The sequence below is a fragment of the Paraburkholderia acidipaludis NBRC 101816 genome, from assembly GCF_000684975.1.
GTDB classification, from domain to species: Bacteria; Pseudomonadota; Gammaproteobacteria; order Burkholderiales; family Burkholderiaceae; genus Paraburkholderia; species Paraburkholderia acidipaludis.
In genome coordinates, this window is record NZ_BAXZ01000002.1 from 71,973 (window position 1) to 87,895 (window position 15,923).

The 15,923-nt window shown below is 57.6% G+C and carries 11 protein-coding genes; 5 read left to right on the plus strand and 6 right to left on the minus strand.

Features of this window, described 5'->3' with window-relative positions; genetic code table 11:
• Nucleotides 1–52 precede the first annotated feature (52 nt).
• The 6 genes from BAC01S_RS01390 to BAC01S_RS34300 are packed head-to-tail and all read right to left on the minus strand — an operon-like array spanning nucleotide 53 to nucleotide 9,141.
• Nucleotides 53–763 (minus strand): YgjP family zinc-dependent metalloprotease, encoded by a 711-nt coding sequence (locus BAC01S_RS01390; RefSeq protein WP_027793157.1) that lies wholly within the window; start codon nucleotides 761–763, stop codon nucleotides 53–55.
• A 3-nt stretch (nucleotides 764–766) separates the two neighbouring features.
• Nucleotides 767–4,060 (minus strand): type I restriction endonuclease subunit R, encoded by a 3,294-nt coding sequence (locus BAC01S_RS01395; RefSeq protein WP_027793158.1) that lies wholly within the window; start codon nucleotides 4,058–4,060, stop codon nucleotides 767–769.
• Between the two features lie 35 nt (nucleotides 4,061–4,095).
• Nucleotides 4,096–5,397: a restriction endonuclease subunit S gene (locus BAC01S_RS29980; protein WP_084168118.1), complete on the minus strand. Its 1,302-nt coding sequence runs from the start codon at nucleotides 5,395–5,397 to the stop codon at nucleotides 4,096–4,098.
• Nucleotides 5,394–7,010: a type I restriction-modification system subunit M gene (locus tag BAC01S_RS33545; RefSeq protein ID WP_084168120.1), complete on the minus strand. Its 1,617-nt coding sequence runs from the start codon at nucleotides 7,008–7,010 to the stop codon at nucleotides 5,394–5,396. Before BAC01S_RS33545 ends, BAC01S_RS29980 begins: the two co-directional genes overlap by 4 nt.
• A 19-nt stretch (nucleotides 7,011–7,029) precedes the next feature.
• Nucleotides 7,030–8,829 (minus strand): N-6 DNA methylase, encoded by a 1,800-nt coding sequence (locus BAC01S_RS01410; RefSeq protein ID WP_027793160.1) that lies wholly within the window; start codon nucleotides 8,827–8,829, stop codon nucleotides 7,030–7,032.
• Between the two features lie 9 nt (nucleotides 8,830–8,838).
• A complete protein-coding gene (locus BAC01S_RS34300; protein WP_156954269.1) occupies nucleotides 8,839–9,141 on the minus strand; it encodes a hypothetical protein in 303 nt (100 codons plus the stop codon).
• Between the two features lie 866 nt (nucleotides 9,142–10,007).
• Here BAC01S_RS34300 and BAC01S_RS01420 point away from each other — a divergent pair.
• Genes BAC01S_RS01420 through BAC01S_RS01435 form a run of 5 tightly spaced genes read left to right on the plus strand, consistent with a single transcriptional unit; the run spans nucleotide 10,008 to nucleotide 15,640 of the window.
• On the plus strand, nucleotides 10,008–10,799 hold the full coding sequence (locus BAC01S_RS01420; protein ID WP_027793161.1) for a hypothetical protein: 792 nt from the start codon (nucleotides 10,008–10,010) through the stop codon (nucleotides 10,797–10,799).
• Nucleotides 10,796–11,938 (plus strand): hypothetical protein, encoded by a 1,143-nt coding sequence (locus tag BAC01S_RS34305; protein ID WP_052408668.1) that lies wholly within the window; start codon nucleotides 10,796–10,798, stop codon nucleotides 11,936–11,938. The genes BAC01S_RS01420 and BAC01S_RS34305 overlap by 4 nt, the downstream gene beginning before the upstream one ends.
• The gene (locus tag BAC01S_RS34310) at nucleotides 11,887–12,813 is read left to right on the plus strand and encodes a Mu transposase C-terminal domain-containing protein (protein WP_052408669.1); all 927 of its coding nucleotides are present in this window, start codon (nucleotides 11,887–11,889) and stop codon (nucleotides 12,811–12,813) included. Before BAC01S_RS34305 ends, BAC01S_RS34310 begins: the two co-directional genes overlap by 52 nt.
• Nucleotides 12,810–13,805 (plus strand): ATP-binding protein, encoded by a 996-nt coding sequence (locus BAC01S_RS01430; RefSeq protein ID WP_027793162.1) that lies wholly within the window; start codon nucleotides 12,810–12,812, stop codon nucleotides 13,803–13,805. The genes BAC01S_RS34310 and BAC01S_RS01430 overlap by 4 nt, the downstream gene beginning before the upstream one ends.
• Nucleotides 13,802–15,640, plus strand: a complete 1,839-nt coding sequence (locus BAC01S_RS01435; protein ID WP_027793163.1) for a TniQ family protein — start codon at nucleotides 13,802–13,804, stop codon at nucleotides 15,638–15,640. Before BAC01S_RS01430 ends, BAC01S_RS01435 begins: the two co-directional genes overlap by 4 nt.
• Nucleotides 15,641–15,923: the final 283 nt, after the last annotated feature.

A 15,923-nucleotide genomic window follows, 5' to 3' on the forward strand; every position in this document is an offset into this window, starting at 1 on the left:
TAGCTACTTTCTTTCCCAGCCACGCTTAAAGACGTGCGACCGCACATCCCTGCTAGATTGCATCTCCAAACATCGCCCTCTCCAATGCTTCGTGCTCACGTCGCCACCCGGGCATGACCTGTGTGACCAAGCCCCAAAAGGCACTGGTATGGTTCTTCTCGACAGTGTGGCAAAGTTCGTGGACGATGACGTAGTCCTGCACGCTGCGGGCTAGCTCCATCACCTTGGGGTGGAACTGCAACACGTTCGCAGCGTCGCAGCTCGCCCATCGGCTTTGAAAATGCCGGATGCACGCCCCTGCGGCTTTCAGCCCCGTTTCGCGTTCCCAATGACTGACCCGTGGCAGCAGTTTTTCTTCCGCGCGCTCGCGGTAAAAGCTTTCCAACAGAGGCCCCACAGCTTCGGGCTTGATAGTGCTACCCGAAGGACACTCCACCACGAAGCGTGCCGCGGTAAATGCCAGTTGTGGCGTCGTCAAAGCAGGTGAGTGCCGGACCTCCGTGAAATAGCTGCGCCCACAATACCTGAGCCGGCTGCCGGTCACGATGACGTCTTCGAGCTGCGGCTTGTTGACCAGCTCCAACTTCTCACGTATCCACCGGGCGCGCCGACGCACCAGCGCCTCTTGCTCTGGCGCCTCCACCCACGGTCCGCGCAACAAAACTGGGTGGCCGCGCTCGACCGTCACATAATGGCGTTTCAGCCCTGCGTCTGGCCGAAACTGCCACTCGATTGTGGTCTCTCCATAATGCAAACGCGGCATAGCTCAGTTCTTCAGCAAAATGGTCAGCAAGTGACTAGCGTGGTCTCGCGCGACGGCGCGCTGCCAGCCTGCCAGGGGCACCAGCAAGCTGCTGATGCGCTTCTTGATTTCCGGGTGCAAATCGGGCATGGCTTTCCAGTTGCCGGATGCCATGGTGTGGCTGAGCTCCGCGTCCTCGAACAACTTCGTTGTCACGCCCCGGGCCACATCGCTCGACAGATGCGACTCCAAGTAGTGAAACGCGGCGGAATGGGCCGGACTTGAAAAGCCGGTGTTGTCTTTCTCTTTGATGCGCTGCCCGAAGAGGTCCAACTGCTCCAGAAACTTCGCCTGGGTAATACGGCCGGCCTTTTCTTCTTCAAGCAACTTTTTCAACTCTTCCGCCAATTTGTCGAAAAACACCGGGTCCTTGTCGCGGCCCGTCTCGATGGTGTGTTTTAGCTGGTTTTTCATCACCAGCGCCTGACTGCCGGGGCTGGCCAGCTTTTTGAGCCGGTTCATGTCTGAGGCATCGAGAATCGACACCTCTTTGCCGAGCAAGCTCTTGGCCGGGCTGGCGCTAATGTATTCGTCCAGCAATTGCTGCAGGAGCACGGATTCGAGCTTGGTGATGCGTTCCCGATATGCCGTGCCGGGCAATTTGTCGCGCAACATCAGGCGGATTTCAGCAAACAGTGTGAAATAAGGTTTGAACTCTACCCCGCGCACGTCTGGCAGGATGATGTCGATACTGCGGTTGAACTGTTTGACCAGCTCCAGAAAGTCTTCCACCTTATCTAGGCGGGCTGCCGGGTCGAGGAAGGTTTCAGCATCGGCCTTGTAGGCCTCACGCTGGCGGACCGGGTCATGCTTGCGCGGCAGGAGCTTGAGAATCCGTTCGAGAGTCGCTTGCAGTTTGGGCAGCTCGCTTTCCACGCCTTCCCACACTTGGGCTGCCTTGACCTCGCCGCCGTAGATTTTGAGAGCGTGGTCCAAGTGCTCCACCACACCGTGGTAGTCCACGATGTAGCCTGCGTTCTTGCCTGCCAGAGTGCGGTTCACGCGCGCGATGGCTTGTAGCAGGGTGTGCTCCTTGAGAGGCTTGTCCAGGTACATAGTGCCGACAATCGGCGCATCCCAGCCAGTGAGCAACATGTCGGATACGATGATGAGCCCGACGTTGTTGGCGTGTACCTTTCCGTCCTTCCCCTTTGTTTCATCGCCATAGGGCAGAGGAAACAGCTTGCTGACGAAATTGGCAATCTGCTCCGGCGGCATGGCGACCGGTACTTTGCCAGCTTTGATTTCCTCACGCACGCGCTCTTCGATGGTGCGCACCTTGCCGGCGTCGATACCTTTTTCGGCAGCAGCTTCCTTCTCAGATGCACCGGTCCGCGAAGCCGTGATGTTGGTCAGCGACACCACCACTTGACTCTCGAAGGTGGGCAATCCTTGCTTCCCACGCTCCGTCATGATGGCGTCGAGCAAGTCTTTGTATCGCACGGCCATCTCACGGCCGTCACACACCAGCATGCCCTTGAGACCCTTGGCCTGCACGTTGCTCAGAAAATGTTCCACAAGATGGTGGGCCACTTTCTCCATACGGTCGCCGGCTTGTCGCCAGCGTGTGAGCAGTTCCTTCTTCAGGGCGTGCTGCCTGGCCTCTGGTTCGTTTATGAACTGGTCTCTAAACGCCTGGTCGAGGTTGACATCGGGTGCCAGCGCAACCCAGGCATCCTGATACTTGATGGGCAACGTGGCTCCGCCGGCCACGGCCTCGTGCAGCCGGTATTCGTCGATATATTCGTCCCCGCCAAATTCGGCCAGGGTATGTTTGTCATCGTTCAGCAGAGGCGTGCCGGTAAACGCGATGAACTTGGCATTTGGCAAACTGGCCCGCATAAAGGCGGCCAGAAAGTCGTACTGGCTACGATGCGCTTCATCCACCAACACATAGAAGTTGGGTTTGGTGCTAAGCACGCGGAAGCTCACCTTCTCGCGGCGGACTTCTTCCCACTTGGGCGATAGCAGCACTCCGTCCGCGTCGTAATGGCCAAAACTGACATTGCGCTCTTCGACCATAAAGAAGTCCTTGCCGTCACGCACGCGTCGGTGGCGCGTCGCCTGGATGGTGTCATCCTCATCTGCAGAGGGTTCGGCCGAAGCCTCCTCCACGTCGGCATCTGCCTCGTCCTTCTCCTGGAACTTCTGGACCGTGCTCGTGAACACGCTGCCGTAATCATTCGACAGCATCTTGACCAAACCATCAACGGACACGGCCTGGATGGCCTTGATGCCCACCGCGTGGAAGGTGTCGAAGATTTGCTTGTCGAGGTCTCGCCGGTCGGTGAGCACCAGCACCGTCGGGTTGTCCAGACCTGTGCTCTCGGCCCGCAACAGGCGAGCCAAGAGGGCCATGGTGAGCGACTTGCCGCTGCCTTGGGTATGCCAAACGACACCACCGAGTGGCTTGGGCACAGTCAGCCGCTGAACCGTTTTGCGTACGGCTCGCCACTGCTGATAACGCGGCAGTTTCTTGACCGTCTTTCCGTCACGCGTTTCGAACAATACGTAATGGGTGACGAGTTCCAGAAAGCGTGTCGGCTCGAACAGCGCCCACAGCAACTGGTCCTGTTCGCTCGGTTCATCCCCCAGCAAAGCCATCACCTCGGCACGCTCGGCGTCTTGCAGCCGGTAGTGCGCGTAAAAAGCCGGTGGCGTGAAGATGGCGCCATACACACCTTGCCGGCCATTCAACCCGACGCTGACCTGATTGAACAAAAACTGGGCCGGGAAGGTCGCCCGATAACCGTCCAGTTGTGCGAGAGCCTCGTCCAGCCGATGGTGGCTGGCTTTGCACTCGATGATGGCCATGGGCAGACCGTTGACGAATAGCAGCAGGTCCGGGCGGAACACGTCGTCGTCGGCATTGCGACCCACGTACTGGTTCACCACGTGGAAGTCGTTGTTGGTCACCATGCCAGCATCAAAGAAGCGCACACTGCGCGGTTTGCCCTCGGCATCCTTGACTTGGATGTCAGCTCGATGCACTACCTGCTCCCAGAACGCCTTGTTAGCGGGCAGCAGTTCATCGTTGACTCGCTTCCGCAGTTCGATGAGTGCAGCGTCCACACCACCGGGTGCGCTTGCCAGCCATGGGTTCAGCATCAGCAATCTGGGCTTGAGAATGTTTTCCAGCACTGGGGCGAGGTGGCGGTGTTCGACCACGACCTCGTTGCCCGGCAGATGCGTGTAGCCTAGTTTGACCAGCCAGTTGATGGCTGGAATCTCTACGCCGGTCTTCTCTGCGCTACCCATTTTTGCGTTCCTTTTGTTCTTGTCGTACCGGGTGTTTAAGCTGCCAGTGGCTCGACGCTGCTCAGCTTGACGCGCCATTCACCTGTCAGGATTTTTTGCATAAGGCCGCGTTTGAGAGTCTGGTACTGCTCCAGTTTTTCCGTCAGCACTTCGATTTTTTCATCAGCGCATCCCAGAATTCGCGCGATTTCATCTTGCTCAGGAACAGGCGGCACGGGGACATCGAAGCTTCGAATCTGCTGATAGTTCAATCCCTCTCGATTTCCTCCGGCCTGAAACTTACTTATCTGCTTCTGGCCAATGTCGGAATTGAGGTAGTGACACAAGAAATGTGGGCTCAAAGACTTCTCTGGTCGAATGATGCAAACGTGCTGATTTACATTCCCTTCATCAAAATCAGCAGGAAGAACACCACAGCGACCAATAGATGCCCCGGTAATGTTGAGAAGCACGTCATTCGGCGCTAGTGCCGAGTTACGCATCTTCTCGTGTTGCCTGCGGTCGATGAACACTACATCGTCCAGTGAAAGCTTTCCCTCCAATACGTTTTGACTCCGAATCAACGGGATACCAGCACTGACATAGGAGTCACTGCCGCCTTTGGGGGTAACGCCACTACCAACCTTCGTGACATGGGAGTTCAGTTTTTCAGCTGCCCAGCCCGCTGGAATCTGTCCCAGTTCACTATCCTGAAACTCTGCATGCGGCACCCATTGCCCATTGGCATCCTGCGTACCGACGCCTCGGCTGAACAGCATCTGCATCAACCCGCGCTTGAGGGTCTGGGTGGCCTCAATCTGGCGGGCAATTACGTCTAGCTTGTCGTCCACGGTAGTCAGAATCGCGGCTATTTTTCTCTGTTCTTGCAACGGGGGGAGAGCAATGGCTTCCTTCTCCATGCCAGCCTTTGTAAGATGCAGCATGGTTGAGCCATTCGTCTTGCTCTTCATCTCATCAGTAAATCGTGACAAGGCATGGAACATGTACAAACGGTCAAGCTTTGCCGAGCAATCAATTTTCCAGATGTGGTAGTGGTAGATTGCCTTCCCTCCTTTCCAAATACGAGGGCCAAACGTTGCAGACCACATGTAAAGAAGGTCGCCCTTCATTACATATTGGTGGTCTGGCAAGTTGAGTGTGGAGTAATAGTAGACATCACCAGAACCCGTCAGATTCTGCAAACGAATAACTGGCGTACCTTCGGATTCCCACTCGGAGAGTTTATACGCTCTCCCGTTGTTAAACGTGGCAACCTGCGCTTGCGGAACGCACTGCCAAGATTCGGGTAACCATCCAAGTGAGGTTTCTTTGTATCCAGCTTTGCCCGCGACGCTCATACTCTGGACTCCAACACCCCCAACTCGACCAAGTAGCCATTCAGCTGCACATCAATCTCCGCCTCTTCGTCTGCCAGCACCGCGAGCTGCGCCAAGGTTGCCGCCACATCGACGGTTTCTTCCGGCTCACCGTTGTCGATGTAACGTGCGATGTTGAGGTTGCCGTCGTTCTTGCGGATTTCATCCAACGTCACTACGCGGCAGTAGTTGTCCACCTCGGTTTGTTGGTCAAATGCGGCCTTATGTACGGTCACGATGCGGGTAATGTCTTCCGGGCGCAGTGTGTTCTGCGCTTTGCCCTCTAGATAGTCTCTGCTGGCATCGATGATGATGACCTTGTCCTTGAGCGCTGCTGGTTTTGCTTTGTTCAACACCAACACGCAGGCCGGAATGCCGGTGTTGTAGAACAGAGCTGAGGGTAGGCCAATGATGGCTTCAATTAAGTCGCCCGGCTGGTTGCCGCTGGCGGCATCGGTGCCGAACAGCAGGCCTTCACGAATCTTGCCTTCCTCTCCACTGCGGAACAGCACGCCGTGCGGCAGGATAACGCCCATGCGGCCATCGGCCCTCAGGCTGGCAAGCATGTGCTGGGCGAAAGCCAAATCGGCGTAGCCGCGCGGCGGAATGCCATAACCAAAGCGGCCGTACGGGTCGCTAACTTGTTTGTAGTTCGGCACCTTGGTTTTCTTCTCACCCTCCTGCTCGGCTTCGGCGGCGAGTTCCAGCGGAGTCCACCACGCCTTGGCTGAAAACGGCGGATTGGCAATGACCCGGTCGAAGGTTCTCAGGTAGTCGCCGTCTAGGTGCTTGGGCTCCGCAAGCGTGTCGCCGCGCTCAATCTCGGCCCGCATGTTGTGCAGGTACAGGTTTAGCTTGGCGATGGCCCAAGTGCCCAAGTTTTTTTCCTGCCCGTAGAGCAGCACGTTGGGCTTGCCCATGAGAGTGCCGCCAGGCAGTTCGGCGATGTGGTGGGCGCTCTCCACCAGCATGCCGCCACTGCCGCACGTCGGGTCATACACGCTCATGCCCGGCTTCGGGTCGAGCAGTCCCACCACCAACTGCACGACACCTTTGGGCGTGTAAAATTCGCCGCCCTTTTTGCCAGCGTCGTCGGCAAACTGCTTGATGAGATATTCGTAGGCATCGCCAAGCATGTCGGCCTTGTAGAGGTCGGCATTGCCAAGCTTGTACGAGTTGAAGTGGCGCAGCAGGCGTTGCAGCGTGTGGTCAGACAGCACACGCTTGTCGCCATACTGCGTAGCGGTGAGCACGTGCTGCAGGTCGGTGCCTTTCACGCCGGCTTCGATGTCGTGAAAGGCCTTGTCGAGCGCCTCGCCAATGTTTTCGGTGCGTGTGATGAGCCAGCCCCAGCGCGCAGTTGACGGGAAGGCGCCTTGGTCCTCGCAGACTTCGGCATCTGCCTCTGCACGGCTCAAGCCTTCATCGGCCATCAACTGGTTGACGCGCTCTTCGAACACGTCGTTGAAACGCTTGAGGAACAAGAGCCCGAAGATGTAGTTCTTGAAGTCGGACGAGTCGATAGAGCCGCGCAGAATGTTGGCGGATTCCCAGAGCCAACTCTCCAGGGCTTCGAGGGTAAGTTGATTAGCCATGTCGATATTTCTAGTCTAGTTAAGCTGTTTCGTTGACACTCAAAGCCGAACAGTTATTGTCGGGCCAACGCCGAGAGGAGATGTTCACGATTTCGCTCTCAATGTTCGTAATCTGGTCTTCGAGTTCGCAAAGCCGGTCATAGTCGTGCCGAATTTCGACATAAGCCTGTTCGGATGGTATCGGCACAGAAACCGTCCCCAACAGTGTGGCGGGACTGATATGCTGAACACCAGCGCCGACCTGAAGTACGGTTAGTTGAGCTTGGCCATGAGGCGAACGCAGGTACATGAGTAAAACTTCGGGCGACAGATTTTTGTCTCCCAAACTGGGGCGTAAGCGTAGTGCGAGACAACTCTGCGACAGAATGATTGGTTGGCGATGCGCAGACGTCCCCATCAACGCAACCCTTCCGACCGAACCCTTAATGGTGATGACAATGTCCCCGGGCTGTACCAAAGCTGACGTTTTCGGCGCCGATTTCAGATAGACGGTTTTCTCAATGTCATGATTGATTGGCCGCCATTGGCGCATATCAGGCAGTCCGACCTCTGTGATTTCATAAGGGGTAGGTTCTTTCGTTGATGCAGGAGGTCTGACTGCTTCGCAGATGTCGCCAAGCTTGACGGCGGCATCTCTTAAATCCGCGATGCGCTGTAAGTAGCGTGACGGCGCGAAACTGAATTCGTTCTCTTCAATTTCGTCGTGGCCTACGTGGCAAGCCTTATCCGATTCGAGCAAGCCGAGTGCAATTTCTCTGCCGGCCGACACAATGTCACCGGCCTCAACAAGCGCGCGTCGACCATGCCCGAGGTCGGCCATGTAGACAGTGTCTTTAGCGGCATCGTTGCTTATCACGGTAATAGCACCTGCGATACCAGTAGACCCAAATACGCCCGGCGGCAGTGTGATAACCGCTTTTATCCGACTGCCCTTTCCATCGCGACGAAGTAAAGTTTCTCGCAAACGTTGCTCTTGGCCTTTGTTAAACAAGACACCCTGAGGGGTCAGGAAAACTGCTCGCTTGTCGATTCGGTCAGCAAACTCAGACAAAGCCCAAGACTCACTGCGAGTGTATTGCTCGTGGGTACGCGTTTCCGTGATGCCCCATGTCAACACATGGTGGTCTCTAATCCGCATACCGACTGGCGGTACGATAAGCGCATAGTCTGCTCGCAGCACCGGTCGGCCAAGCACGTCTCGGTCGACTTCGGTACGGACGCGCGAAGGGCGGCACTGACCAGTTTCAATTATCAGCAAAAGTTGTCGGCTAACTTGCGAGACGGTTAGCGGAGAGGCTGAAAGCACGCGCCACCCACGGCGTAATGCCTCTACGGTCAGCTGTCCCTTGCCGTCGAATGGAATCCAGACCTCACTGTCTGCCGGCGCATCGACCATATCCATCAATAACGCGGCCAGTTCCGGCACTACAGTCCCATCTGCGGCATCTCTGCGGCTACCCGCGTCAGTAATGCATGGCAAAACGTCCCAAGGATGTTGACCCAGTTCCATCGCCAATTCAGAGACGATAGCCGCAGCAGCATCCCGCCGTCCTCCGTTATAAGCAACGGCCTGCGACTGTTGCGTCGCAATTGCGTCGTACAGTTCCTTCGGGAAGTCCGCGCTCAATAACAAGCGCCAAGCATTCGGCTCGGCAAGCTGGTCAATCGTTGAGATGCCATTGACTTGTTCTGTAACGACCATCCGGCCGGCGGCGAGCCAGGTCAGCGCAAAGAGCTGCGCATCGTAGATTCCGCCAAGTCGCGCCAGGTCGGTCAGTTTCCAGTAAGCCCGGGCGGCGGGTGATTCGATTGGTTCCATGGCGTCTTCTTAATTGTGACGATGCCCCACCGTGATGACGGTCTGGTCGTCAGCGCTAACGACGACGTAGACTCCGGCGAGAGCTTCTACCTGTTTCGTGCGACCCACCGCCCGGCGCAGGGAGTCAAGCGCATCCGCAGTCATGAGATAGCGGATGCCTCCGCGCCCGTCGAACTCGCGCTGGCCATACGCCAGTAGTAGCGGTAGCGCGACCTTGTCGATTCCTCGCTGTTGTGCGCGCTTGTCTGCGTGTCGAGACATCGCTGCACGACGGTCACGTGCAGATTCAAACCCAAGATTGTTATCGCTCATCACGACCTCATCTTTGCCATGTATTAAATCGTAGCACGCTACGAAATAGATTGGAAGAACTTTCTTGCACTCGTTCCACGCGTAAATCGGGCAGGGAACGGGAGCACATTCCCGCATTCATTCGCCCAGCTTGAAAGTTCTTTCTCTCTTGACTACGGTAAACAGGCGTCGGTGCAATGCCGACGAGCAGTTTTGAGAATGGCCCTGCGAACGCAATGCTGACCCGCCAATGCGGATGTGCCCCTATTTATGAGAGGGTACGAAACGTCGGAGCGAGCGATGAGGCGGGTCACTTTCGATGGTGTGCGGCGGGACCTAGTCCTGCGGATGGTGAAGAAAAATGGTTGCATGCTTTTCACCATATTGGGTGTGCGTGAGATTGCCATCCTAGGTCGGGACACTGCCCATGTGTCTTCGCACCAGCAAGCGTCTTTCCCGCTGCGTGCGAGCCGAAAAGCACGCTTGGCGTACCTATGCCACGCCGAATCACACTACTCAACTCATTGTTTTAATTCAAATAAATATTGGGCCTGTAACGTTTCCACTACAGACTTGCCACGTCGGCGTTACGGGCCTGTAACGCCTGTCGCACAAGCCTGTAACGCGAAAAAAAATTTCGCGGGACTCTTCCTCGGCGGGGCAAGACTTTGCTCGTGTAACGTCTGTCGCGCCGGCCGTTCGGCCGATAAATTTCCCGAAAATCGTGTCGTTAGCACTGCAGTTACCCATTCGTTGAACTGCATCGTGTACGACCGAAATCGCACCCCAATATCGCGAGACCGCCTCCGACTGGCCGGCATGGCTGCGCGCATCACCGCCCGTCGCATTTTCTTGACCAGGTTGCATCTGACGGCAGGAGATGCGCGATGACCCGCACCACCTATACCTACGGCCGCCGCGGGCGGCTGAATTCCGCGAACAGCGGCGTTCGCGAAACCGCACCGACATACGGCAAGCCGCGCAACAGCTTGTTCAGCGAGAAGGCCGGCGGACATTTCAAGGTCGAGCTCAACAACGAGCGGCTGGTTGCGCATCTGCTCATCATCGACCCACGTGTCAAGGCGTTCCAGCCGCAGCCGTTCACCGTCGACCTGATTGAGCAGCGCATGCTTTTCACGCGCGACGCGGTTCGGGAGGCCTGGTACAAGCATCGTGAAATTCCTGGCCCAAAGTTCTACACGCCGGACTTCAGCGTCGACTGGACGGATGGCTTGCATCAAGCCATCGAAGTCAAGGGCGAAGGCAATGAAGGTGACGACGTCTACTGGGACAAAATCGCGCGGGCGCGCCCCATTCTGGCGGCCAATGGCTATCCGTTGCGCAGCGTTGTCGTCCCCAAAAACGGCAGGCATCCGCTCCGGATGAACCCCGGTGTCCTGAAACAAGCCATTCACCGGCTCGATGCCTGGCTCACCGATGAACTCGTTGCGCGCGTCACGCGTCGCTGCGAAGGCGGTCCCGTATCGGTTGGTGCATTGTGCGCGGACCTTCAGCTCCTGTCGGGTCTGATTCCTGTTCTGCTAGTCGGCGGCATTATCGCGGGCGACATCGCGCATCACACCATCTGCTCAACGCTCGAAGTCAGCCTGGCATATGGCGACCTCTCGCACCTGTATCTCCTCGAAGAAATGGAAAACGCGCAGGAGATGAACGGATGATTACCACCTTGCAGCTGCGAGACCGCCTCGCGCCACCGCGAAATCACGATGCGTACATGGAGGTGCTGGACCCGCATCCGCACGGCGGGTGCATCAAGGTATTCGACTCCACCGAAAGGCAGGACCGGTACATTCCAATCGCGCAAATTCATGACAAAATTTATCGCGGGAAGATAACTGTGCTGCGTGCAGGCAAGGCGCGTTACAGCCTTGCTGCGCAAGCTGATGATGCCGCGCTGCACGAGAGCAATCAGTTCGCCCGCAAAATCATGGGGAGAATCAAGGAGATTCAGAAACAGCGCGGCGTCAGCTTCCGGCATGCCTATCAGTTGATGGCCGATGAGTATCAGAAGAACGCCTCACAGGATTCACGCCCGCTGCCCAGGCAGGCAACGATGTACCGGTATCGCGAACGCGACCTGGCCGGCGAACCTATGCTGCGGGGTAAGGCGAATCAGGGAAACCGGTCGTTGCGGCACCCCATCGAAGTCGTCAACGCAATTTGCGCCGTTGCCGAGCAGTTCTACCTGGTCGCCCACTCGCGGTGGACCCTGGTGGAAGTTCTGAACGAAGTGAACATGCGGGTGCATGGCGAGCTTCACCCGAAAGTCGCGCGCCCAGTCAGTCTCAAGTTTGTTCAGAAGACCATTCAGCGCTATTTGTCCGCCGACCCTGAGCACGACCGGATGCTTCCCGAGGACGCGATTGCGGGCAAATCCATCGCAGCGAAGCGTATCATCGCTGACCTGCCGTTCCAGCGCGTAGAACAGGATGCCGTGCATCTACCGTTCCATGTCGCGACGGGAGTTGGGGACACCAGCGACCTCTGGCTGATACATGCCATTGACTGTGCGACAAGCTACCCACTTGGCTGGCGCCTGGTTGTAGGGTCGCCGACCGAACGCGATTCGCTCGCATGCATCGAAATGTACATGGCACCGCTCAAGCTGAAACAGCTCAAAGAGCTCGGTGTCGACCATGAGATGAACATATGCGGGACACCCGGTCTCCTGGTTTTCGACAACGGTCCAGAAAACAAATCGGCGCGTATCGATAGCCTCGAGAAACTCGGAACGGAGATTCGATATTGCCGCGGCCGGGCCGGGCCGGGCAGGAAAAGCCTTTCATTGAACGCCTGAATCTCTCGCTGAAGAAAGCCATCGGCAAGCTTATCGGCAGCACGAGATTTGACGATGAGGACGGGACGCGCGACCCGGTGAAGCTCGGGGACCACTTCAAGACGAAGGAAGAGCTCGAACGCTGGATTGTCCGCTGGTACTACGAGAAATGGATTCACAGGCCGCTCGAACGCCTGGAATGGGGTGTGGTGTTGTCTGAATCGCTCGAAGGCGATACGCCTTACGAGCGCTGGAAGCATTTTGAATCTTCCTGCTACGCGATTTCGTTACCACCGTCGCGTGCCGAATGGCTCGCCGCACTTTATTCACACGTTGAACGCAGACTGAGTCGCAAGACTGGCATCACGATTGACGGGTTCCATTTCAAGGGCGAGAACCTGCCTGGTCTGATTGACAAGCATGGTGAACAGCGCCACCTGCATGTGCTCTACAACCGCGACGATTTCCGCCAGGTTTACATCTACGAAGGCGATGACGTTCCGCTCATCGAGCTCAAGAACGAGCTCGCGACAGCGGAGATGCCTGCGTACTCGTTTGCAGAGGCCAGGGACAAGCTCAAGAAGCACAGGGCAGGTTTTAAACCAGCTCCCCAGGCTGAAAAGTTCGACCGTGACCTTCACCAGGAGATTGTGTCGGACGCACTGGCACCGAAGCGCAAGCGACCGAGCCGGCGTGAGCAAAATCTGGAAACAAAGGCTCGCACCAGGGAAGCCGAAGCCGTCAAACGCGCAAGCAGACGGCCAACGCCGCCGCCTCATCCGTCAGCGTCTGCATCGCACACCGCGCCATCTGCAGCGCCGTCGGCTACCGCGTCGTTTGCCGACATACCTCCACTTGCCATGCTGAACCGCAACAGCGGGGAGGAGTTGATTTGACACCCGCACAAAAACTGCTCGTCGCCATCGAAACGTGCGAGCTTCCGCATCCGCACTTCATGGAGCATTTTCAGCCACTGAAGCAGCGTATCGAAAATGCGCTGGCCGGCCGTGCAAGTCGCATCGAGCGAATCATGGGCCCTTCGCGAGTGGGCAAGAGCATGCTCATCAACGCGCTGGTGCGCGAATTTGGCGAAACGAAGATTGATGGGCGACGTCGAGTCCCGGTACTCGTCGTTCCAGTCCCCACTCCCGCAACAACGCTGGAGTTACCGAAGAGCGTGGTTGCTGCACTTGGCCTGCCTGTTCAACGCAATATCACGTCCGGTGCCATGGGCACCCGCATGCTCGAGCAGTTGAAGCTGGTCGGTACGCGGGTGATTATCTTCGAAGAGGCCAGCCACCTCGTAGAAGAAGGTTCGCGCTTTCCGGTACGAGCAGCCGCTGACTGGTTCAAGGCGTTGGCCGATTCCCCAAACCTGAATCCGACTCTGTTCCTGTTTGGTGTGCCGCGTCTGAAAATCCTGTTCGATAACAACGAACAGTTGCGTCTGCGCGCATCCGCCCCGCGTCTTCTTCTGCCTTACGACTCCCGTGTCGCCGATGACATGCGGGCATTTCACTCTTGCGTTGCCGCTTTCGCCAATCTCTTCGCTGAACATGGATTTCCCATTGCGTTATCGGCCGCCGCACTCACGTACCAGTGCTATTTGCTGAGCGGCGGGCTGATAGGCATCGTGAGTCGATTCATGCAGGAACTCGCAGACAGGATGGCTGCCGAGGCCCCGCACCCGCTGACGTTTGCTGATTGCCATGAGGCCCTCAAGGGAGTCACCGCAACCGGTTCTCCAAATTTTCCGGCATTCGAAAGTCCAGATACAGTTGAAAACGCAGTCGCTCCCGCGGCACTGCACCAGGCATTTTTGAATGTGATGCGCGACAACGACCTTGCTGTGCCCATCATCAACAACCAACCGGAGACCGTGCAATGAGCCTCGCGGTCACCTACGCACCGAAAGACGACGAATCCGGACTCGGCTACTACCGCCGGCTCGTCGCGGACAATGTCCTGTCGAACTGGCGCGAACTTGCAGGGCTTGCTGGCGTACAACGCAATCGCAGTGCACTGCTCGGGCATGCCGATTTCGTTGCATCACGGCTCGGCCTCGAAAGCGCGTGGACGCATTTCGCGAGCCATCAGGATGCCGCGTGCCGCAGCTGGGGACGCTTGCATCGTGCCCAGGCTGATGCGGTCTGCCCAGTCTGCCTGGCGGAAGACCGTTATCTGCGACACTACTGGGAGCATACCTACGTCACGGCTTGTCCAGAGCACGGAAACCATCTGGTCGACCAGTGCCACGAATGCGGGGAATATCTATCGCCGAATCGGTACCACATCGACCAGTGCGATTGCGGCGCCGACTTGTGCCGGCTTCCGCGAGTTGCGTCGACGCCGGCCCAGCATTGGCTTTCGACGCTGATTGGTAGCTCCGGCGAACAGTCCGGCGGTGTTGCGCCCGGGGTGCATCACGTGGACATCGCCAGTCTGGCCAAGCTGGTTCGAACACTGTGCCTGCATGCAGACCCCACGGCTCCTGCGGCGCATCTCGGTGCGGCGCTTCCGAAATCCGTCACCGAAGCAATCGAATTCCTCGCGCCGCTGGAAACGCTTTTGCAGGACTGGCCGGCCGGATTCCAGAAACACGCAGAGCAACGCATCGCTGCTGGAAAGCAGGATGCCCGCACACTTAACTCGCTACTCGGCCCCTGGTACGCCAGCCTGCGCCTGCTTTGTGTAGACACTGCACTCGAGCCGTTTATTCAGGTGGTCGTTGAAGTTGCTGCGGAGAAGTTCGACGGTGTGCTTGGGATGGATGCGACGAGGTCAATTGCCGAAGATGCGACGGACTATGTCCGATTGCCGGATGCAGCCAGGGCTATCGGCGTCAGCGCATCTCGTCTGCGCAAGTCGATGGAAATCGGGGAGTGCAGTTTCCGCACTCGCCGACTTGGAACCCGAGGGCAGATTTACGAAATCCCTCGTGTGGAAGTTGCTCGTATTCAGCAGCGACGCGCGCAGTGGATTTCGAATGAGCACGCATGCGAACTGGCGGCCGTACCTCAGTCGGTACTTGCCCACATGATGGCAGCCCAGGTCATCCTGTCGGATGTGCGCTGGCGAGAAGACCTCTTCAAGGCTGGCCAGGTCGAGCGACAGTCCGTACTGGATTTGTATGCGCGCGTGAGCCAGGCAGCGGAACCAGCAGCTATCGCGGAAGATGCGAAGCTCGCGTGGTCAGAGCTGACGAGCCGGAGGATGGGCGACAAGCAGGCCATTCAGTCCCTGATGCAGGCCATTGCCGCCGGTCATGTGAGAGTTGTCGCGCGTGGTCGGACATTGGGCGACATGGCATTCCGGCGTTCGGACGTCTCCGAATACTTCGGCACACCGCTGCTCGAATCCGGGATGTCCATCCAGCAGCTGACCAAAGCCACCGGTTGGAAATGGGAAAGCATCGCGCACTGGATTGGCGAAGGCCTGCTCGAATCCGAGTCGATTCAGCTTCGCGGGCAGCCGTGCCGTGTCGTATTGCCGAATCAACTACTCGCGTTTCGGCAAACCTACGTGCCACTGGCTGACCTCGCTCGCGCGATGGGCACGAAGTCATCCGCGTTGTCGCGACTGCTGCCTGGCATTGAATTGGTCGGAGCGCAGCGTCTACATGACGGCGCCACTCGAGGCGGGCTGGTTCGTATTGCTGACCTCGGCCGACTCGCCGTGCTTGGTGCGAGGGCGGGCCGGGACCTGTTCGTGCCTGCCGCGTAACTTCTTTGCATCGGAGGCCATGATGTCCATCTGGAGTCCACGCCCCACGTCGGAGTTGCCGAGAATCCCGCTATCGCGGTGGCGCATTTTCGAGCTGCCAGACGGAAGCCGACACTTTGTCGGCGTCGATATGTTTGACCGCTCGGGCCGCGTCAGTTCGCCGATAGTTGCGTTCGACGCGGCGACGATGCAGGGGATGACTCATACGGGGCGTATCTATGAGCTGGTCGGCCAACAAGGCTGGTCGATTCAAGCGGAGTACGTCTGGAAAAGGTGGTGCGAC

Bases quoted from the DNA above. Each gene is read 5' to 3' on its own strand.
- BAC01S_RS01390 (WP_027793157.1), bottom strand. From the start codon at position 763: ATGCCGCGTTTGCATTATGGAGAGACCACAATCGAGTGGCAGTTTCGG.
- BAC01S_RS01395 (WP_027793158.1), bottom strand. From the start codon at position 4,060: ATGGGTAGCGCAGAGAAGACCGGCGTAGAGATTCCAGCCATCAACTGG.
- BAC01S_RS29980 (WP_084168118.1), bottom strand. From the start codon at position 5,397: ATGAGCGTCGCGGGCAAAGCTGGATACAAAGAAACCTCACTTGGATGG.
- BAC01S_RS33545 (WP_084168120.1), bottom strand. From the start codon at position 7,010: ATGGCTAATCAACTTACCCTCGAAGCCCTGGAGAGTTGGCTCTGGGAA.
- BAC01S_RS01410 (WP_027793160.1), bottom strand. From the start codon at position 8,829: ATGGAACCAATCGAATCACCCGCCGCCCGGGCTTACTGGAAACTGACC.
- BAC01S_RS34300 (WP_156954269.1), bottom strand. From the start codon at position 9,141: ATGAGCGATAACAATCTTGGGTTTGAATCTGCACGTGACCGTCGTGCA.
- BAC01S_RS01420 (WP_027793161.1), top strand. From the start codon at position 10,008: ATGACCCGCACCACCTATACCTACGGCCGCCGCGGGCGGCTGAATTCC.
- BAC01S_RS34305 (WP_052408668.1), top strand. From the start codon at position 10,796: ATGATTACCACCTTGCAGCTGCGAGACCGCCTCGCGCCACCGCGAAAT.
- BAC01S_RS01435 (WP_027793163.1), top strand. From the start codon at position 13,802: ATGAGCCTCGCGGTCACCTACGCACCGAAAGACGACGAATCCGGACTC.